Genomic DNA, 19,487 nt, shown 5'->3' with positions numbered 1-19,487 from the left:
TGGTGGGAGGGGTAAGGCCCCAATGAGGGTGGCCCGGCATCAGAGCACCTGGTGCAGGCAGCTGCTGAGGGCGTGGAGGTCGACGGTGAGGTTTTCGCGCCAGCCGTCGCGGCGCGAGGTAAGGGGGCCATCGGCGGCATCGGCCACCAGGTAGCGGTGGCGCAGGCCCAGGCGGTAGCACAGCTCGGGGTATTCCACCACCGTGAAGTGCTTAGGGAACAGTTCGACCACCGGCGTGCCGGCCGGGGCAAACACCAAATTGGCCAGGCCCGCGCCGGTGGGCGCCACCACGGCCCGCGCCCCAGCAAACAGCGCCAGCTGCTGCTCAAAGCTGTAGTCGCTCAGCACGTGCGTCTCGAAGCCGTAGGGGCGCAGCAGCGCTTCCACATCAGGCTCGTTGAGGACGTGGCGAGCGGGGGCGTCGCGCCGGCTCAGGTACACGTAGGGGCTGAAGGTTTGGGGGGCGGCGGCAGCGCGCAGCTCGTTGCGCAGGAAGGAGCAAGCCCACTGCGGCGTGTGGGTGCCCGCGCCGCGCACGGGCGAGGTCACCAGCAGGCGGTCGGCCACGAAGTGGCGGTGGGTACGCAGGTCGAGCACCTGCTCGGGCCGGATGCCCAGGGCGCGGAGCGAGTCGGCCACGAAGCGCCGCTGCCCATCGTACACCAGAAAATAGTCGATTTCATCCCAAAAACCCGCTTTTTTGAGCAAACGCAGGCGCGGCAACGAGTCAATCAGCCAGTGGTAGTAGTTGCCCACGGCCGCCCCACCGCCCGAGAGCAGGCTGGCCACCGTGCCGCGCACCCGTTGCGGCTCCGAGAACCAGCGCTGGGCAAACACGTTGTTTTCTTCGGGCCGGGCCAGGTCCGAGCGCAGCGGGTCGTACTGAAACGAGGCATCGCCCACCAGCCGGTTGTCGGGGCTGATAACGGCCACGCTCAGGGCGTTGTCGGCCAGCAGGCGGCCTTCTACCAGGCTTAGCACGAAGGCGGCCGGGGCCTGCTCCACGCGGTTGGGCTTGGCGTGCAGGCCGCCGTAGTCGGTGGTGTGGGCGTAGAGGTCGGGGGTTACGCTCAGGTACGAGACCTGCGCGGGGTACGCCTCGGTATAGCTGGCCCCGCTGCCGGGCCGGGTGGCCAAGCTGCGGCTGCTGGGGTGCACGCCCACGGGGCGAAAGTGCTGGCGGCGGGGCAATAGCTCGCGCAGCAGGCGGCCCGCCCGCTGCCGCCCCCGGTTCAGAATGTCAGGCATTTTCACAGCAGAAAAAGGCTAAAAGCGAAGAATGAGGGTGTGGCGAGGGGCTACTCCACGGGCACGCCCTGGCCTGAGGCCTGCCACTCGGCCGAGGCCAGCACCTGGCGCAGGCCAGCTTGCAGCGAGATGCGGTGCCGCCAGCCTAAGGCGTGGATTCGGCTCACATCGAGCACCTTGCGCATGGTGCCGTCGGGCCGCGAAAAGTCGAAGTGGATTTCGCCCGCGAAGCCGGTGAGCTCGGCAATCAGTTCGGCCAGCTCGCGGATGGACAGGTCCTGGCCGGTGCCCACGTTCACGGGGCTGGCCTCGTTGTAGTGGTCCATCAGGTAGAGGCAGGCCTCGGCCAGGTCGTCCACGTGCAGGAACTCGCGGCGCGGGGTGCCGGTGCCCCACACGTCCACGCGGGGCCGCTTGTGCTGCACGGCTTCCTCAAACTTGCGCAGCAGGGCGGCCATCACGTGCGAGCTTTCCAGGTCGTAGTTGTCGTTGGGGCCGTAGAGGTTGGTGGGCATCACCGTGATGAAATTGCAGCCGTACTGGTCGCGGTAGGCCTCGCACATCTTCACGCCCGCTATTTTGGAAATGGCGTAGGGCTCGTTGGTGTGCTCCAGTGGGCCGGTGAGGATATACTCCTCCCGAATGGGCTGCGGGGCCAGCTTGGGGTAGATGCACGACGAGCCCAGGTACAGCAGCTTGCGCACGCTGGAGCGGTGGCTTTCGTGCAGCACGTTGGCCGTAATCATCAGGTTTTCATAGATGAAATCGGCCCGTAGGGTGTTGTTGGCGTGGATGCCGCCCACCTTGGCGGCGGCCAGCAGCACGTATTCGGGCCGGGTTTCGGCAAAAAAGCGGGCCACGGCGACCTGGTTGGTCAGGTCGAGCTCGGCCGATGAGCGGGTGATGAGGTTGGTGTAGCCCCGGCGCGTGAGTTCGCGCAGCAGGGCCGAGCCCACCATGCCCCGGTGGCCGGCGATATAGATGCTGGAATTCTTTTCCATGAGTAAAAAGGCGAAGTCGGAACGGTGGAATGGCGCGGCAACTCAAGGCCCGCGCCGGCCGGCTATTCGTCGTGGTAGCTGAGCACGGCATGGCCGGCTTCCAGCAGCACGGTATCGCGCCGGAACAGCGTCAGGTCGCTCTGCACCATGTCGCTCACCAGGCCGGCCAGGTCGTAGCTCGGCACCCAGCCAAGCTCGGCCCGCGCCCGGCTGGGGTCGCCGATGAGCAATTCCACCTCCGTGGGGCGGAAGTAAGTGGGGTCTACGGCCACCACTTGCTGGCCGGCCCGCAACTGGAAATCGGGGTTGTGGCAGGCCACCACGTAGCCCACTTCGGCCACGCCCTCGCCCGCAAAGTCTACTTCAATGCCGAGCTCGGCAAAGGCCAGCCGCACAAACTCGCGCACCTTAGTCGTCACGCCGGTGGCAATGACGTAGTCGCGCGGCTCGTCCTGTTGCAGCATGCGCCACATGGCCTCCACGTAGTCTTTGGCGTGGCCCCAGTCGCGCTTGGCGTCCAGGTTGCCCAGGTACAGGCGTTCCTGCAGCCCCAGCGCGATGCGCACCACGGCCCGCGTAATCTTGCGCGTGACGAAGGTTTCGCCCCGGCGCGGGCTTTCGTGGTTGAACAGGATGCCGTTGCAAGCGTACAGGCCGTAGGCTTCGCGGTAGTTGACCGTAATCCAGTAGGCGTAGAGCTTGGCCACGGCGTAGGGCGAGCGGGGGTAAAAGGGCGTGCTTTCGCGCTGCGGCACTTCCTGCACCAGCCCGTACAGCTCGGAGGTGCTGGCCTGGTACAGCCGGGTTTTCTTGCCCAGGCCCAGAATGCGGATGGCTTCCAGCAGGCGCAGGGTGCCCAGACCATCCACATCAGCCGCGTACTCGGGCGTGTCGAACGAAACCTTGACGTGCGACATGGCCCCGAGGTTGTAAATCTCATCGGGCTGCACTTCCTGCACGATTCTAATCAGGTTGGTGGCATCGGACAAGTCGCCGTAGTGCAGCTTGAAGCGCACGTCTTTCTCGTGCAAGTCCTGGTACAAGTGGTCAATGCGGTCGGTGTTAAACATCGACGAGCGGCGCTTGATGCCGTGTACTTCGTAGCCTTTACTCAGCAGCAGCTCGGCCAGATAGGCCCCGTCCTGGCCCGTAATTCCAGTAATTAATGCGCATTTCATAAGCAGCGGTTAAAATGAGGTAAGAGATGACGTGCAGGTACCCCGAATAGAGTAGGTGATAGCAAGATAGTAATTTATATCAACATTCATATATTGTTCATTGATTAATTTATTTTTTTGACAAATAAAACCCGTTATTCTACCGAGGAGCTATTGTAGCGCGGCCTTTATGGTCCGCGTCTCTGCTCCATGAGAACTGCTCTGACGGCGCGCAGACGCGGACCAAAAAGGCTGTGCTACAGCGAATCGGCCCGAAACCAAAAAAGCCTGGCCGCAGGGGCCAGGCTTTTGAGCAGGTGCGCGTTGCGCAATTGAGCGAACCGACTAGGGCAGCGGGGTAGCCTGCTTCCAGAGCTCGATGCCCGAGAGGTTGGCCATGCCGCCGGTGGTGTTCACGTTCACGGTGCCATCGGTCACGTTGGCCGTGAAGGGGCCGAGGCGGTCCCAGTGGCCGGCCGAGCCGCTGTTGTAGCCGCTCAGCACGGTCTTGCCTTCGAGCGAGATGTTGAAGGTCTCGGCGTTGTTATCCTCCCACACGTAGAGGTACACGCTGTAGGTGCCGCTGGCCACGCCGCTCAGGGCAATGCCGGTGCTGCTGCCGTACATCGAGGCGCGAATCATGCTGGCACGAGTGGCGTCGGTGGCGGGCGTCAGGGTCACGTTCTGGTTAGCAAAGGCGCTGAGGCCCGTGGTTTTGAAGTTGGGGGCGCTGGCGCTGGCAGCCCAGCTCTTGCCATCGAGGGTGATGGCGCCACCGCCCAGGTTCACGGCCCGTACGAAAGTGGGCGCGGTGGTGGCGGGCGGCGTGGTGGTCGTAGCAGCGCTTACCGTCACGCTAGCAGCCGTCGAAGTAGTGGCCGCGCCGGCGTTGTTAGTAGCGCGGGCGGTGAGGCTGAGGGTGCCGGCCGCGGTGGGCGTGTAGCTGAAGGTGTAAGGAGCGGCCAGGTCTTCGCCGAGCTTGGTGGCGCCGTTGAAGAACTCCACTTTCGAGATGGTGCCGTTGGCGGCGGCGGCCGAAGCCGTCAGGGTCAGGGCCGTGCCCACGGTGCCGGTGCTCGGCGCGCTCAGGCTAACGGTCGGGGCCGAAGGAGCGGTCGGAGTCGTAGGAGTGGTCGGAGTCGTGGGCGTGGTAGTGCCCGCGTTCTGCTTCCAGATTTCGATGCCCGACAGGTTGTTGTTGTTGCTGCTCGAAGTACCGATGTTGATGGTGCCGTTGGTCACGTTGGCCGTGAAGGGGCCGAGGCGGTCCCAGTGGCCGGCCGAGCCGCTGCTATAGTTCGACTGCACGGTCTGGCCCTGGAGGCTGATGTTCAGGGTCACGGGGTTGTTATCCTCCCACATGTAGAGGTATACGCTGTAGGTACCGTTGGCCACGCCGCTCACGGAAGCCGCAATGTTGGGGTCGTACACGGCGTCACGAATCATGGTGGCGCGGGCCGCGTCGGTGGCCGGGTTCAGCGTCACGCTCTGGTTCGAGAAGGGCGAGCCGTTGATTTGGAAGTTGGCAGCGCTGGTGCCGTCTTCAAAGTTCAGGCCGTCGACGGTGGCAGCCGCGCCGCCTACGTTAATAGCCCGCACGAAGGTGGCGTTAGTCGGCGTCGTGCCGCTAGGCGTGCCCGTGGTGGGCGGCGTGGTAGTCGTAGCAGCCGTTACGGTTACCGAAGAAACAGCCGTGGAAGTAGCAACACCGGCGTTGTTAGTAGCGCGGGCGGTGAGGCTGAGGGTGCCGGCCGCGGTGGGCGTGTAGCTGAAGGTGTAAGGAGCGGCCAGGTCTTCGCCGAGCTTGGTGGCGCCGTTAAAGAACTCCACTTTCGAGATGGTGCCGTTGGTCGAGGCGGCCGAAGCCGTCAGGGTCAGGGCCGTGCCCACGGTGCCGGTGCTCGGCGCGCTCAGGCTAACGGTCGGGGCCGAAGGAGCCGTGGGCGTGGTGGGGGTAGTCGTGCTGGTGCCGCCCACGCCAAGCGTGATGCCGTTCTGCGACAGCTTCTGCTGCCAGAAGGTCCATTCGGCCTGCTCATCGGCCAGCGTCAGCGGGCGGTCGGCAATGTGCGTGATGCTCGTGCAGGTGGGGCAGGCACCGGGGCTGGTGTCCTGGCGGTTGGTGTAGGGCGTGTTGCCGCCCTGGTAGTAGAAACCAATGAAGTTATTGGTCATGTCGTTGTTGAAGAACACCGAACCCGACTGCTGGTAGGCGTTCCAGAGGCCGGCGGCGGCGTAGCCGGCGGGCATCTTCGAGCCGTCGGGTAGCAGGCCGCAGGTCACCATGCGGTTGTTGTAGTAGTGGTTGTCGTGGCCCGAAGCAATGTTCATGGCCGCGCAGGTGCTCACCAGCTGGTTGTTGTAGCCATTAATAAAGGCTGTGGCACCGCTGGCCGTCTGGGCGTCGCCGTCAATCGTGATGCCCGAACCCGTGTAGCTCGACCCCGTGGCGGGGTAGGGGTAGGCGCCCTGCACGTAGTTGTCGTGCAGCTTCAGGGGGCTGCTGGCCGTGCCCGACGAGTTGTAGAAGTTAATGTTGTCCTCCACCAACGACTGGTTGGGCTCGTTCAGCACCTCGTTCCAGGCAATCTCGGCTCCCACTAGGCCCAGCGCGCCGTTCATACCCAGGAAGTTGCAATAAGTGCCGCCGCCGTTGCGGTAGCGGCCGTCCAAGTTTTTCGACTGGTTGTAGCGGATAGTCAGCGTCTGCGAGGCCGTGCCATTGCCGCCCCACTGATAAATGTCGATGCCCGTGGTGTGCTCGAAGTAGTTGTGCTCAATGACAATCGACTTCGCCGAGTTGGCTTCGAGGAAGCGGCCGTGGCGGGTGTTGTCGGCGCTCTGGGCCAGGCCGTAGCCTTTGTTGTTGCGCACGATGAGGTTGTCGCCACCGTTTTTGGCGTCAATCAAATCGCCGGCACCGGCCAGCACGCAGTTTTCGATGATGACGGGCTGCGTGGTCTGAATCGTGATAACCGGCACGTTGGAGTCGGTGCTGCGGTAGTTGCCACTATAGGTACCGCCCTGCGTAATAGTGAGCGGACCGGAATAAGTAACGTTGGGAGCTTGCGCCATAGCCGGATTCAGACCCGGTGCTACCGTAAGGAAGCACCCGAGGGCCGCAGAAAGAATACCGGTAAGAGGACGCGATACAGGGGAAAGAGCGAAGGTGTGCTTGAGATTTTTTTGCATTCTTGAAAAACTTGAAACGAAAAAAATGATTGGCAATGGCCCCTTCAACCCAGCCAAAAATCTATTTGTTCCAAGCCTTCTGATGGAATTTGTTATATATCATAAAATGCAATTTAAAATTGCCTGTTAGCACCATTGCCGCTGTGGGACAGGTTTCCCAGAATGAGAGTAGTGCTTCGGTACGCCATTGCCGGGCAAGCAAACTTCATCAAAGTTGCCCCTATAAAGCGCATTTAAACATAATTGGAGGCCTTTGCCTATCGGCGGCTGGCGCCGGGAGGCGCTGGGACAGCGGCCGGCATATTCACCTAAAAACGCCTTTGCAGGGTTGATATAACCACTATATATACTTAGTCAAACTAATTATTTGAGCTTAATAAAATATGTGTAGCTTGACAAAGTGCAATATGAGTGAAGGGTAAATATTAAAAATATTAAATATTTAGTATTGGTCTTTAAATGGGCAATACCCAATATTAGTTGGATTAATTCTGGTTGGCCTCTCCAACGGACTTTGGCCGAAATGAAGTCATTATGCTCCTTGGAGACCCACTATCAGCACTGTGAGACTGTTGATGGCGCATTTTGGGCTGGCCCGGGGCCGAAGCGGGTCCTACGTGCAGGTGCTGCTGCCGCAGCTTGTGCTGCCACAGGTTCCACTCGTCCTGCTCCGTTTGCAGCGTGATGGGGTTGGGTAGGTGCACGGTGCCGGTGCAGGGCGCGCAGGCATCGGGGCTTAGGTCCTGGCGGTTGGGCAGGGGGCGGCTGCCGCCCCAGTGCACGAAGCCGACCACATTATTGCTGACCTGATTGTGGAAAAACACGGTGGGCGGCTGCTTATAGGCATTCCAGACGCCAATGCCGGCGTAGTTGGCCACTAGCTTGGTGCCGTTGGGCAGCAGGCCACTGGTCACAATGCGGTTGTCGTGAAAGTGGTTGTCGTGGCCCGAGGCGATGTTCAGGGCCGCGCAGGTACTCACCAGCTGGTTGTCGTAGCCCTCCACCCAAGCCGTGGTAGTGATGGGCGCACGACCGGTGCCGTCCAGCGTGATGCCCGAGCCGGCGTAGGTGGCGCCAACGGCCGGGCAGGGGTAGGCCCCCTGAATGTAGTTGTCGTGCAGGCGGGCCGGGCTGGTGCGGGTGCCGCCCGAGTTGAAGAAGTTGATGTTGTCCTCGACCAATGATTGGTCGGGCTCGTTGATGACCTGGTTCCAGGCTACTTCGATGTTGGCCAGGTTGGGCAGGCCGTTCAGGCCCAAGAAATTGACGGGAGTGCTGCCGCCATTGCGGTAGCGGCCGTCGATGTTGCGGGCCGAGTTGTAGCGCACGGTGAGGGTTTGGGCGGGGGTGCCGTCGCCGCTCCACTGATAGATGCTGATGCCGCTGGTGTGCTCGAAGTAGTTGTGCTCGACGCGCACGGATTTGGCCGAATTCGCTTCCAGAAAATGCCCGTGACGGATGTTGTCCACGCTTTGGGCCAGGCCGTAGCCCTGGCAATTGACCACGGTAAGCTGCGCCCCGCCCCGGGTGGCCTCAATCAGGTTGCCGGCCCCGGCCAGCACGCAGCCGCTGAGCGTGACGGGCTCGGTGGTCTGAATGCTGATGCAGGGCAAGCTGGAATCGGTGCTGCCGAAAGTGCCCGTGTAGGTGCCGCCGTGGCGGACGATGAGTTGGGCCGGGCCGCTGGGGTGCCGCCCGCAGCCCGCCGGCAGGCCCGCGCCGGTCAGCGCCGCCAGCATAAGGACGCCGCGGGTCGCCGGGCGCGGCCAGGAAGTGGGCGGCCTCATGCCAGGGCCACTTTTTCCGATTCCCAGCGCACGGTTTCCTGGTCTTCGAACACCACGAACTGGTCAAGGGAGTTGATGGGATGGTCGGGCCGGTGCAGGTGGCAGAGCGGCACACGGCCGTAGAAAGACGCCCACATCGAGTATGTGCTCAGCGGACCGATGATGTAGTTGCAGCCGGCCAGGGCGTACAGGTCTTCGAGCGGGTGGTCGGTGGAGCGGCCGGTGTCAAATTCCGCAAAGTCCTCGGCGGGGATGGGCTCGTTGGAAAACAGTAGGAAGCGTACCCTCGCCTCGGCGGGGAACAGGGCGCGCATTTCGCGCATGGCCCGCACGTAGGTGGCATTAGTATAGAGGTAGGCGCCGCCGTACCAGCCGGCGTAGTCGCCCCGCCGGATGTGCACGCCCACCAGCACGTCGGCGTGGGCGCGGTTGGTGGTCAGCACTTGTGCCACGGCATCGCGGTGCGGCTTGATGGGGCGGAAGAAGCGCCGCAGCAGGTCGGCGTGGCGGGCGAAGTTGGGTTTGTCGCGGTATTGCCAGCCGTGCACCATCAAATGGCGCGGGCCGTGGGCCTGGGCCAGGTAGTCGGCACTGTTGAGGTCGACATCGCCGGTGGGCCGGTCGCCCACGAGGTGCACGCCCAGCAGGCGAGGCAGCCAGGGCAGGCGCATGAGCACGGGAGCGCCCAAGCGCCATTGCAGCACGCGATGTAGTAGGTCAGGCACGGGCTGGCCAGGGTAGAGGCGCACCGGCAGACGACCGAAGAAGTTGGTGCGCTGGCCCACCGTGCCTTCAAAATAGGCTGCATAGTTCTCAAAAACCGGAATAGCCAGCTCGTAGTCGTGCTCCACGGCATTCACCAAGAAGTGCGAAGTGAGCAGCAGGCAGTTGCCGAAGCCGTTGGGGTCCTGGGTCAGAATAACCATAGCGGGAGGAAGGAATTGAGAGTGAAGGGAAATGAGTTTTGTCGGAATAGCGCATTCCTACTGTTAGGTGGAGGTAGGGTGCGACCCCGCACCCTACACCGTACATCTAATGCAGGAAATACCCGGCCAGCCGGCGGGCGTAGCCATTTAGCAGGAAGTAGGGCAGGTAAGGCCGGGGGCAATTTTTGAGGGAGAAATGCGTGAAATTGCGCAGATTGCCACCGCCCCGGATGCCAAACAAATGCTGCAAATACCCGCGCAGTGTGCGCTGACGGCGGGTTTGCTCCTGGCCGCTCTCGTCGGGGTAGGTGCTGAGGCGGGCGTCGTAGTTGCAGAACACCGGAAAGCCGTGGCGGCGCGCTACGCTGGTATAGTCGAAATCGGCGAGGTAGTGGGGCAGGCGCTTTTCATCGAAGAGGCCGATGGCTTCAATCACGGCCAGCGGGATGAGCAGGCCCCGGCCGGGCAGGTACGTAACGGGGTGCAGGCCGTGGCGCTCGGCGGGCGTGAGCTCCTTGAGCAGGTCGTGGCGGGTGTTGGTGCTCCAGTCCAGGCGCTCGCCGCCGTACACGGGCTCGCCGGTGGCGGCGTCGAGCTCCAGCGCGCCCAATATGGCGGTGGGGTGCTGGTCGGCGTAGGCCAGCATTCGCTCGATGAAGTCGGGCAGGGCCAGCACGTCATTGTTCATCGTGAGCACGCGGGTGGCGCCCAGGGCCAGGGCCCGGCGGATGCCCGCATTCACGCCGGCCGTCCAGTAGAGGTTACCGTCGCCGGTCACTACTTCCACCTCCGGAAACTCGTTGGCTAGGACCTCCGCCGTGCCGTCGGTCGAGCCGTCATCAACCACCACGATGCGGAAATCAGTGCGGGTTTGCTGCCGAAGTGAGTTCAGGCAGGCGCGGGTGTAGGGCAGGCGGTTGAAAACCGGAATGACGACGTACAGCATAAGAAGGCTTGCAGAAGAAAGGATGGAAAGTGCGGTAATCAGGCCGATAAGCGGGATTGCACGGCCTCGGGGCGGCGCTTGCGGCGGCGCAGGCGCGAGAGCGGCAGCCTGCGCCGCCGGCCGAGCGTGAGGGAGTGGCCGGCCGGAGCCAGGTTCAGGTCGCGCAGCATGGTCAGGAGGCGGTCGAGGCGCTGGGGCCAGGTTTGGCGCAGGGCAAACTCGTAGCCGGCGCGGCCCATGGCGCGGCGCGCCTCGGGGTGGTCATATACGTATTCCACGGCCCGGGCCATGGCAGCAGTGGCCACGGCCGGCGACTCCACCGATACTTTGATAGCGGCGGCATCGGGCAGGAAAGTGCGCGCCCCCTGGTGGTTGAGCGTGATGATGGGCAGCCCCGTGGCCAGCGCTTCCATAAACTGCGAGGCGAACGAATCGCGCAGCGAGCCGAACAGGAACACGTCGCTGCTGAGCATGGCGGCGTGCACTTCGGCCCATGGCACGCTGCCGCGCCAGGTCACGCGGCCCACCAGGCCGTACTGGGCAATCCAGCCGGGCACGAGGTCGCGCATCGGCCCATCGCCCAGCACGGTGAGGTGAAACCGCACCCGCTTATCGACCTGCGAAAGCGCATCAAGCACCAGCGGCAGGGCTTTGTTAGGGTACAGCCGGCCCACCCACAGCAACTGTAGCTCGGGCCGCGCCGGCCGCTCCGGAAACTCGGCCGCCCGGAAGGCTTCCGACAGACCGGTGTCGAGGAAAAGCTCTACCCGTTTGGCCCCCAGCCGCCGGGCCAGGTTGGCCGATTCATCATTGGAAGCCAGCACCAGCGCGGCGTGGCGCAGGTTTTGGCGCAGGTTGTAGTCGAAGGTGGTGAGCACCCAGGTGAAGGCCGAGCGCAGCGTTTCGGTCTGGAACCAGTCGGGCAGGTACTGGCGGAAGGCGATGGGGGCTTTCTGGGCACCGCCCACCGGGCCGTACACCAGCGGCTTGCCCAGCCGCCACAGCCAGGAGCCCATTTTCAGGCTGCTATAAGTGGCATGATGCACCAGGTCGAAGTTGACCTCTGCGTCCAGCCGCCGCGCCAGCCGCCAGGCCGTGTACTGCCAGATGAAGTAGTGCAGGTACACCCCAAACTGCCAGCGGTACAGAAACTGCACCCACCCGGGTACCTTCGGATACAGAAACTGAATGCGGCCGGCCGCGCTCTCGTGGGCATTATTAGCAAGAAAAGTGGCGATGCCCAGCCGGCCATACGGCGTGGTGAGGCACCACACGCGGTGGCCGCGCTGTGCCATGCCCCAGGCCCAGTGGAAGCCGTTGCCGCACTCGCCGCCCTGGGCGGGGTTGCAGGCGTAGGAGGAGACGAGAACATTCATAACGATAACGCAGAAACAGGGTGAGGATGAGCAACCGGGGCCGCTACGGGCTTGGGCGGCGGGGCAGGGACGGTGTTGGTCGTCGGGAACAGCCGGGCCAGCAGCCGCCGCACCGTGGCCCAGGCGCGGCCAGCCAGGTGCTCGCGGAAATGGCGGGCATCGCGGCGGGCGTCGCGCAGCACGGCGGGCGGGTGGCGCAGCGGGAAATCCAGCTCGTGCGCGGCGGGGTGGGCGTCCTGGTCGTGCGGGTCGAAGGTGTGGGTGGCCTCGTCGCCAAAGCCGATGTTGGTGACCAGATTCACGGCCGGGATGACGGTAAGACCGCCGTTGCAGGCCACCGCGAAGTGCCACTGGTAGTCCCAGATGTGGGGCGGCTGCGGGCCCAGGCGCACGGCCTCAAACTTGCGCAGCCAGTACTGCCGCTCCAGCCAGGCGGGGTAGATGTTCTCCAGCTCGCCGCGCCGCCGCAGCTCGGTGAGTAGCGTGAGGTGAAGGTCGAAGTGTCGCCAGGCGCGCCGCCAGGTGGCCCAGCCCCAGCTGTGCACCCGCCCCGAGAAGTGGTAGGAGTCGGCCGCGACCGGGGCGGGCAGCCGGGCCTCGCGGGAAAGATTGTTGCCGCTGATGTGCATCACGCGGCTATCGTAGCGGTAGCGACGTAGCAGCTGCTCGCAAAAGCTGAAAAAGCTGGCCGTGGGCAGGCAGTCGTCTTCCAGAATAATGCCCTCCGGCTCTTGCCGAAAAAACCAGTCGATGGCCGAGGCAGGCCCCAGGCCGCAGCCCAGGTTTTCGTCCCGAAACAGCGTCTGAACGGTGCAGGGCCAGTCGACTTCGGCCGTTACCAAGGCACGGGTTTCGGCGCAGAGGGCCATATCGGCGGGGCGGCCGGGGCGGGGGCCATCGGCCGCTACGTAGAGGCGGGCCGGCTGAGCCTGGCGCAGAGCGGCCAGCACCTGCCGCGCCGCCTGCGGGCGGTTGAACACGATGAGCAGCACGGGCGTGCCCAGCTCAGGGGCGGGCGAGGTTGGGAGCGTGGGCATGGCGGGCGGTAGCGAATGAATCGAATTGGGGCAGACGTTGGCGGGATGGCTGTGGAATGGCCGGGGCGGGCACGGGCACCCGGCCGGGCTCGGCCGCCGCGGCCAGCGAGAGGCCCAGCAGGCCGAAGAAGTACAGGGGCCAGTCGTAGGAAATGCTGTAGACCAAGGAACTGATGCTGTACACGATGAGCACCGCCGAAGTGGGCGGCAGCGGGGCGCGGCTCAGCAGGCGGCGGCCCAGCAGCAGCAGCGGCACCAGCACCGTGAGCAGCAGCCCGAGAATGCCGAAATAGAACAGCCGGTCGACGTAGAAACTGTGGAAATGGTGGCCCGTGCCGTCGGCCCACACCTGCACCTGGCCGCCGCCGTCCTCGGCCAGGGTGTAGAACTGCACCGGCAGCTCAAAGCCCTTCAGGCGCATGCCGGCAATGGGGTATTCTTCCAGAAAAGGCTTATAAGCCTCGAACTGCTTCAGGCGCCAGCTGCCGGTGCCCTGCTTGTCGGGGTGCATGATGTCGCCTATGCTGGTTTCCAGCTTTCTCACCACCTTGGGGTCGCTGAGGGCCACCAGGCCGCCCGAAATCAGCACAAACAGCGGCAGCAGCACCATGGGCAGCAGCCGGGCCGAGCTCAGGCGGGCACCCTCCACGCGGCCGAACAGCAGCAGCACAGTGTTCAGGGCCAGCGCCGCGCCCATGGCCACCCACACCGAGCGGTGCTGCAAAAAGATGACCAGCGCCGCCCCCATAAAAAAGAGCAGCAGCCGCATCATGCCGCCCCGCGTCAGGTATTGGTTGAGGTAGTAGAGCGTGGGCAGCAGCAACATCATGGCCGACGTGGAAGCAAAGCCACGCTCATTGTCCAAGAAGGCCGAGAGGCTCAGCGCATCGGGGTGGTACACGGCCAGGTCGGCCAGCAGGCCCAGCATCACGGTGCCCATCAACAGGCCAAACGGCGGCGGCCCAAACCGACGGTAAAACGCATACAGGCCAAATACATGGCTCAATATCAAAAGCTTGGCAAAAACGTGCGGATACACCGCCCATGAGCCCCAGCCGGCATACGATTCCAGCGCCAGCCCGCCCAGCGCGGCCACCACCACCATAAACCAGCGCCGCATCAGCGGCTGCATGTACCGGAAATACAGCACCGAAAAGCCGCACGAAGTAGCCAGCAGCAGCAGCCCAAACTTGGCCAGCACAGGCGAGCCTTCATCGGCCAGCGCAAACTCCGTGAAGGCCCGGTCCGTGATGAGTACCCCCAGCACCGGCAGTACGTACAGAAACCGTAGACTTAGCTTCATTTTAAGGAGTTTTGGTAGGTTATTTAGCCCGTCATGCAGAGCGCAGCGAAGCATCTTTACCGCTTCGTTGCAGGAGTCCGATTAGTGACTGCGGGCAAGATGCTTCGCTGCGCTCTGCATGACGGGGTGCTATCTGATGTTCTTTCAAACAGCCTCAGCAAGCCACCATCGGCGAGTCTTCCCGGGCCTCTTCGTACACGCGGTGCGTCTCGGCCACGGTGCGGTTCCAGGTAAAATCGCGCACCCGGTCTTGGCCCCGGCGGGTGAGAATCTGGCGCAGAGCGCGGTCGTAGAGCACGCGGTCGAGCTGCTCGTGCAAGTCGTTGGCATCGTGCGGGGCGAAGTAGAGGGCCGCATCCTGCGCGATTTCCGGAAAGCACGAGGCGTTGCTCAGCACCACCGGGCAATGCTGCCCGAAGGCTTCGAGAATAGGAAACCCAAACCCCTCATACAGCGACGGAAACACGAAAGCCCGCGCCCGGTGGTAGAGGTGGTGCAGCTGGCCGTCGGTGAGGTAGCCGAGCTGGTGGACGCGCCCAGCCACGCCGGCCTCGCGCAGCTGGGTCATTTCTTCCTCGGTGAAGGGGCCGCCGCCGGCGCACATCAGGTGCAGGCCCGGGTATTCGGTGTGCAGCATCCCAAAGGCCTTCACCAGGCAGCCGAAATTCTTGTAGGCCCGGCGACTGCCGATAAACAGCAGGTAGTCGTCGGGGGCCACCACGGTATCCTCGTAGGGGTAGTGGCGCACGGCGTGGCCGTGGTGCACCACGGTCACGTGGTCAGGCGGCACGGGCAGCAGGCGCAGCACGTCGGCCCGCGTGTTTTCCGATACCGTGATGATGCGGGTGGCGCGGCTGGCCAGCGTACTCAGCTCCGTGCCCGGGCGCTGGTAGTATTCGCTGAACAGGGCCGGAATCATGTCGTGAATGGTGATGACAAACGGCTTCTGGCCCAGCAAATCCAGGAACCAGGTCTGGTCGTTCACGGTGGGGTGAAACACGTCGAACTTCTGCCGTTGAATGGCTTTGCACGAGGCCCGGCGATTGGCGTACTGCATCATGCGCCACAGGCCCGGTACCTGCACGCCGGGCAGCAGGCCCAGGTGGCGGGTGTGCTTCCGGTCCTTCAGGTAAATGTTGTTGCTGAGCACCACGGGCAGCTCGCAGGACACCTCCGGCCCGGCGTGGTCGATGAGCTCGTAGAAATAGCGGGAAACGCCGCCCACATCCTGGATGGAAAACGTTTCGGGTTCGTACAGGATTTTCATAGCCGGGGCAAGGAGCTAGGCAAGCTCGGTTTCAGCGGTGGAGAAATGGGTGGGTTGGGTCTCGGCCGGGGTGTCGGCGTCCAGTTCGATGGCAATAGCAGTAGGAGGGGCGGGCACCGTGGCCGGCGCATCGCCGGCCTGCCGGGCCAGGCGGGCGGCCATGGCGTGCAGCAGGCGCGGTATCAGGCGGTTGGTAGCCGTGGCGTGCGTGCCCGTGAGGCGGGCCAGCAGGGCGCGCATCACGTTGCGCAGCTGCACCGGTGGGCGCACCAGCACTAGGCCGGCCAGTACCACGGCCCCGGTCAGCACTTCGGCCACCAGCACAGCCAGGGCGGGCGCGTGCAGGGCCAGCAGCCCCAGGCGCACCACCGCAATGGCCCCGGCTGCCACGGCCCCGGCCAGCACGCCCGGCCCGTAGGCCCCCAGCACTGCGAAGGGTGCCGCGCCGAGCTCACGCCGCATGATGTTGGAATACAGTGCCGTGCGCAGCAGCTCGCAGCCTACCATGGCCCAGGCCACTCCCACCAGCCCAAACTTGCTGCCCACAAACAGCAGCACGGCCAGCGCCCCCAGGCACACCAGCGTCAGCAGCAGCTTGTGGCTGAGGGCGGCCGTGGCATCGCACACCACGCCCGCAAACATGGTGATGGCACTCAATACATACGTCACGCTGATGACTTGCAGAATGGGAACCGCAGCCAGCCATTTCTCGCCCAGCATCACGTGCACGATTTCCGGGGCGGCCACTACCGCGCCGGCGCACACCGGCGTGATAATCATGGCCACCAGCGTGATGCTACTCAAATAAACCTCGCGCAGCCGTGCCCGGTTGGCCTGCACCTGGCTGAAAGACGGAAACACCACCTTGGCCACGTTGCTCGACAGCAGGTACACCGGCAAGCCAATCAGCAGCCCGCCGCGGGTATAGATGCCCAGCGCCGCCGGCCCCAGCAGCCGCCCAATCAGCAGCGTATCCAGCGACTGCGTCACAAATTCCACGAAGCTGATGGCCGACATCCGGCTGCCGTAGGCCAGCAGCGGCTTATAGGCCTCCCAGCTAAATAGCGGCCGCAACGTGTGCCGCACCGCACCGTAGGCCAGTATGCTCATTATCAGTCCCTGGCCCAGCGTGGCGCTCACCAGTGCCCACACCCCAAAGCCCTGCCAAGCCAGCACCATGCCCAGCCCCAGGTAGCTTATCAGGAACGAAGCCATCTCGAAAATAGCCAGCGCCCGAAAGCGCATGGCGCGGTGCAGCAAACTCATGGCCGTGCCGTTGAGGCCGCTAAAGAGGATGCCCAGCGCCAGCGCCCGCACCACGGGCACCACTTCGGGCTGGTGCACGATGGTGGCCGCCAGCGGCGCGCCTGCCATCAGTAGCCCCGCAAAAAACACCCCCAGCACCACCGACGACGTGAAGGCTGCCCGCACATCACGCTCCGTCAAATCGGGCTTCTGAATGATGGCCCGCTCCATGCCCATCTTGGCGAAGTACACCCCGAAGCGCAGAATTACGCCCGCCAGCGCCACCAGCCCGAAGGCGGCTGGGCTCAGCAGGCGCGCCATCACGGCGGTGTAGCCCACTTGCAGCACCGAGTTGACGATGGTGGCCGTCATCGTCCACTTCACACCATTGACGGTGGCCACGGTCAGGTTTTGAGGTTCGTTGGGGGAGGCCATTTTGGGGGTGGTGGGTATTTCTATTATAAGTCTGTAATCATCAGGCCGTCATGCCGAGGGCAGCGAAGCATCTTTACCCCTGTGGTAATTCCTGTCGATTGGATTAGTGGTGGTGGGCAATATGCTTCGCTGCCCTCTGCATGACGGCCCGCCTTCGTCCTGTTTCCAGTCGCTCAATACCCATAAGCATAAGCCTTCTGCTTATACCGGTACTCGTAGTTGCGGCTGAAGTGCATGTCGTTAATAATCATGTAGAGTTGCTTGATGCGTTGCGACTGATGCAACTCGTTTATCTGGTTCACCAGGGTGCGCTCGGTGTAGTTGTGGCGCACCACGTAAATGTTGGCGTCGAGAAAGCGCACCAGCACGAAGTATTCGGCCACGAAGCCCACCGGCGGCGTGTCGAGCACCACGTAGTCGTACTCGGCGCGGAGCTGGGTAATGAGCTCGGCCATACGCGGGCGCTCCAGCAGTTCGGTGGGATTGATAGGTATCTGGCCGCAGGTTATCACGTCGAGGTGGGCAATGCCGCTGGGGCGGCAGGCTTCTTCCAGGGTGCTTTCCTCGCGCAGGTAGCTGGCCAGCCCGTGGGCCGGCGTGGGGTCGAGGTCGAAGTAGCCGGCCACGGTGGGGCGGCGCAGGTCGGTTTCCACCAGCATCACGCGGCGGCCGGCCATGGCCAGCTCGGTGGCAATGTTCACGGCGCAGAAGGTCTTGCCCTCGCCCGGAATCGACGACGTGACGCCCAGCACCTTCTTATCGAGCCCCGCCGCCAAGTACTGCAAATTGACCCGAATGGAGCGAAACGACTCCGCAATCGGCCCTTTGGGGTCCTGCAGCATGGTGGCTTTGTCGGTTTTTGAGCCGTGCGCCACCACGCCCAGCAGCGGAATGCTCGTGACCTCAGCCAGGTCCTCGCGGCCCTGAATGCGGCGGTTGGCCTTATCCAGCAGCAGCACCAGGCCAGTAGGCAGCAGCACGCCCGCCAGCGCGGCCATCAGCCAGGCCAGCATCGGTTTCGGCGACTCCGGGCCGGCGCTGGTTTGCTGCGCGGGGTCGATGATTTTCTTGTCCGTTGCATTCGTGGCTAGCGCAATGGCGGCCTCGTTGCGCTTATCAACCAGGAAATTGTAGTTCTTTTCATTGAAATCGCTGGCGCTTTTCAGCGAAGTCAGCTGCCGTTCGCTCTCGGGCATCTGGCTCATCTGGCCGCGCACCTGGCCCAGCTGGCTGTCGAGGTCGCGCAGGGCAATGTCGTTGGCCCGGCTCATGTTGGCCAGCGTCTGAATCAACGATTCCTTGGTGTTGCGGATGCGGCCGTCGAGCACCGTCAGCAGCGGGTTTTCGCCGCTGGCGGTGGCGCTCAGCTCGGCCCGCTTCTCGTTCAGATTGCTGAGCTGCATTATCAGGCTGTTGAGCACGGGGTCCTCGATTCCGGCGCTGCTGGGCGAGGCCACCTGGCTGGCGTTGCGGTTGGCGCGCAGGTAGCCCAGCATGTTCTGGTAGTACTTGCGGCGGGTGGCCACCTGGGCGCGTTCGGTTTCGAGCCCGCTCAGCCGCTGGATGCCGGTGCTCGACTGTGCGGCCACGTCCAGCACCCCGCGCGTGGACCGGAAGGTGGCCAGGGCCTCGGCCGACTGCCGCCGCTTGCCGGAGAGCTTGTCAATTTCCTGGTTCAGAAAGGCCAGCGTTTTGCGGCCAGTCTGGTCCTTTTCGCGCAGGTCTTCGGCGATGTATTGCGCCATCAGCGTGTCCAGAAACTGCGTGCCCTTGGCCGGGACCGTGTTTTTGGTCGTCAGCTCAATGATGCGCGACTCGTGGTCGATGGGCCGCACGGCCAGACTGCCCTGGTACTGGCCGGCCGCGCCGTTCAGGTCATTCAGCACGAAATAATAGGCCGCCGGCTCCTGCCCAAACACCACGCCCGGCTCCTTCTGAATAACGGCCGTGAGCAGGCGCGTGCGCACGGTGTCGCCCCAGGCGGCGGTCTGGTCCACATTCACATCGGATATATCGGAAATGCGCTCACTGGTCGGCAGACTGAACAGAGCGCCTTTTTTGGCCGTGGCGCGCAGCCGGAAGCGGCCCGGCCCGGCCGGCTCCACGTAAATAGGAACACCCGTGAGCTGCGGCGACTGCAAATCGACCCACACCCGAAACGGCACCGCGCCCGCGGCCCGCTCGCGCACCTGCAGCGGCCGTACCTTGTTCAGCCAGGTGGTGGGCTGGGCGTAGTAGCTCACGGCGTAGGGCAGCCGGGCCACGGCCTGTCGCACAAACTCGGCCGAGGTGAGCACGCCCACTTCGTCCTCCATTTTCGGGCCTTTTTCGTGCACCTGCAGCAGCTGGAGCAGCTCCTGGGCCTGTTTCGAGCCGGTACCCTGGTCGCCGAGCAGCATGGTGGAGCGGAAGGCATATACCGGGGCCTTCACCTGCAAATACAGGTAGGCGCAGCTGCCCGCCAGCACCAGCGCCAGCACAAACAGCGGCCACCGGGTGCGCAGCTTAAAAAACAGCGCGTGCAAATCAATCTCATCAGGAGCGGGCCGGGTTTCCATAGTCAGAAG

The 19,487-nt window shown here is 63.8% G+C and carries 13 protein-coding genes; all 13 read right to left on the bottom strand.

Going from position 1 to position 19,487, the window contains the following annotated elements:
* Positions 1-39 precede the first annotated feature (39 nt).
* A complete protein-coding gene (locus ACYU7Q_RS10830; RefSeq protein ID WP_460609437.1) occupies positions 40-1,248 on the bottom strand; it encodes a glycosyltransferase family 61 protein in 1,209 nt (402 codons plus the stop codon).
* A gap of 50 nt (positions 1,249-1,298) precedes the next feature.
* Entirely contained in the window at positions 1,299-2,249 is a 951-nt protein-coding gene (locus ACYU7Q_RS10825) for a GDP-L-fucose synthase family protein (RefSeq protein WP_460609436.1), read from the bottom strand.
* 62 nt (positions 2,250-2,311) lie between these two features.
* Entirely contained in the window at positions 2,312-3,427 is a 1,116-nt protein-coding gene (gmd, locus tag ACYU7Q_RS10820) for a GDP-mannose 4,6-dehydratase (RefSeq protein ID WP_460609435.1), read from the bottom strand.
* Positions 3,428-3,751: 324 nt separating this feature from the next.
* Positions 3,752-6,481, bottom strand: a complete 2,730-nt coding sequence (locus ACYU7Q_RS10815; protein ID WP_460609434.1) for an Ig-like domain-containing protein — start codon at positions 6,479-6,481, stop codon at positions 3,752-3,754.
* Between the two features lie 602 nt (positions 6,482-7,083).
* A complete protein-coding gene (locus ACYU7Q_RS10810) occupies positions 7,084-8,385 on the bottom strand; it encodes a hypothetical protein (protein ID WP_460609433.1) in 1,302 nt (433 codons plus the stop codon).
* Positions 8,382-9,311 (bottom strand): O-fucosyltransferase family protein, encoded by a 930-nt coding sequence (locus ACYU7Q_RS10805; RefSeq protein ID WP_460609432.1) that lies wholly within the window; start codon positions 9,309-9,311, stop codon positions 8,382-8,384. Before ACYU7Q_RS10805 ends, ACYU7Q_RS10810 begins: the two co-directional genes overlap by 4 nt.
* Positions 9,312-9,417: 106 nt before the next feature.
* A complete protein-coding gene (locus tag ACYU7Q_RS10800) occupies positions 9,418-10,257 on the bottom strand; it encodes a glycosyltransferase family 2 protein (protein WP_460609431.1) in 840 nt (279 codons plus the stop codon).
* Positions 10,258-10,295: 38 nt separating this feature from the next.
* Entirely contained in the window at positions 10,296-11,633 is a 1,338-nt protein-coding gene (locus tag ACYU7Q_RS10795; protein WP_460609430.1) for a glycosyltransferase family 4 protein, read from the bottom strand.
* The gene (locus ACYU7Q_RS10790) at positions 11,630-12,670 is read right to left on the bottom strand and encodes a nucleotide-diphospho-sugar transferase (protein ID WP_460609429.1); all 1,041 of its coding nucleotides are present in this window, start codon (positions 12,668-12,670) and stop codon (positions 11,630-11,632) included. The genes ACYU7Q_RS10795 and ACYU7Q_RS10790 overlap by 4 nt, the downstream gene beginning before the upstream one ends.
* A complete protein-coding gene (locus ACYU7Q_RS10785; RefSeq protein WP_460609428.1) occupies positions 12,639-13,973 on the bottom strand; it encodes an O-antigen ligase family protein in 1,335 nt (444 codons plus the stop codon). The genes ACYU7Q_RS10790 and ACYU7Q_RS10785 overlap by 32 nt, the downstream gene beginning before the upstream one ends.
* A gap of 154 nt (positions 13,974-14,127) precedes the next feature.
* A complete protein-coding gene (locus ACYU7Q_RS10780) occupies positions 14,128-15,240 on the bottom strand; it encodes a glycosyltransferase family 4 protein (RefSeq protein WP_460609427.1) in 1,113 nt (370 codons plus the stop codon).
* A 15-nt stretch (positions 15,241-15,255) separates the two neighbouring features.
* A complete protein-coding gene (locus tag ACYU7Q_RS10775) occupies positions 15,256-16,920 on the bottom strand; it encodes a lipopolysaccharide biosynthesis protein (protein ID WP_460609426.1) in 1,665 nt (554 codons plus the stop codon).
* A gap of 173 nt (positions 16,921-17,093) precedes the next feature.
* Positions 17,094-19,478, bottom strand: a complete 2,385-nt coding sequence (locus ACYU7Q_RS10770) for a GumC family protein (RefSeq protein WP_460609425.1) — start codon at positions 19,476-19,478, stop codon at positions 17,094-17,096.
* Positions 19,479-19,487: the final 9 nt, after the last annotated feature.

The sequence above is a fragment of the Hymenobacter terrigena genome (assembly GCF_054776515.1).
This window is presented reverse-complemented; position numbering and strand designations above follow the sequence as displayed.

Excerpts from the sequence above, each read along its gene's own strand:
- ACYU7Q_RS10830 (WP_460609437.1), bottom strand. The coding sequence starts at position 1,248 with ATGCCTGACATTCTGAACCGGGGGCGGCAGCGGGCGGGCCGCCTGCTG.
- ACYU7Q_RS10825 (WP_460609436.1), bottom strand. The coding sequence starts at position 2,249 with ATGGAAAAGAATTCCAGCATCTATATCGCCGGCCACCGGGGCATGGTG.
- gmd (WP_460609435.1), bottom strand. The coding sequence starts at position 3,427 with ATGAAATGCGCATTAATTACTGGAATTACGGGCCAGGACGGGGCCTAT.
- ACYU7Q_RS10815 (WP_460609434.1), bottom strand. The coding sequence starts at position 6,481 with ATGGCGCAAGCTCCCAACGTTACTTATTCCGGTCCGCTCACTATTACG.
- ACYU7Q_RS10810 (WP_460609433.1), bottom strand. The coding sequence starts at position 8,385 with ATGAGGCCGCCCACTTCCTGGCCGCGCCCGGCGACCCGCGGCGTCCTT.
- ACYU7Q_RS10805 (WP_460609432.1), bottom strand. The coding sequence starts at position 9,311 with ATGGTTATTCTGACCCAGGACCCCAACGGCTTCGGCAACTGCCTGCTG.
- ACYU7Q_RS10800 (WP_460609431.1), bottom strand. The coding sequence starts at position 10,257 with ATGCTGTACGTCGTCATTCCGGTTTTCAACCGCCTGCCCTACACCCGC.
- ACYU7Q_RS10795 (WP_460609430.1), bottom strand. The coding sequence starts at position 11,633 with ATGAATGTTCTCGTCTCCTCCTACGCCTGCAACCCCGCCCAGGGCGGC.
- ACYU7Q_RS10790 (WP_460609429.1), bottom strand. The coding sequence starts at position 12,670 with ATGCCCACGCTCCCAACCTCGCCCGCCCCTGAGCTGGGCACGCCCGTG.
- ACYU7Q_RS10785 (WP_460609428.1), bottom strand. The coding sequence starts at position 13,973 with ATGAAGCTAAGTCTACGGTTTCTGTACGTACTGCCGGTGCTGGGGGTA.
- ACYU7Q_RS10780 (WP_460609427.1), bottom strand. The coding sequence starts at position 15,240 with ATGAAAATCCTGTACGAACCCGAAACGTTTTCCATCCAGGATGTGGGC.
- ACYU7Q_RS10775 (WP_460609426.1), bottom strand. The coding sequence starts at position 16,920 with ATGGCCTCCCCCAACGAACCTCAAAACCTGACCGTGGCCACCGTCAAT.
- ACYU7Q_RS10770 (WP_460609425.1), bottom strand. The coding sequence starts at position 19,478 with ATGGAAACCCGGCCCGCTCCTGATGAGATTGATTTGCACGCGCTGTTT.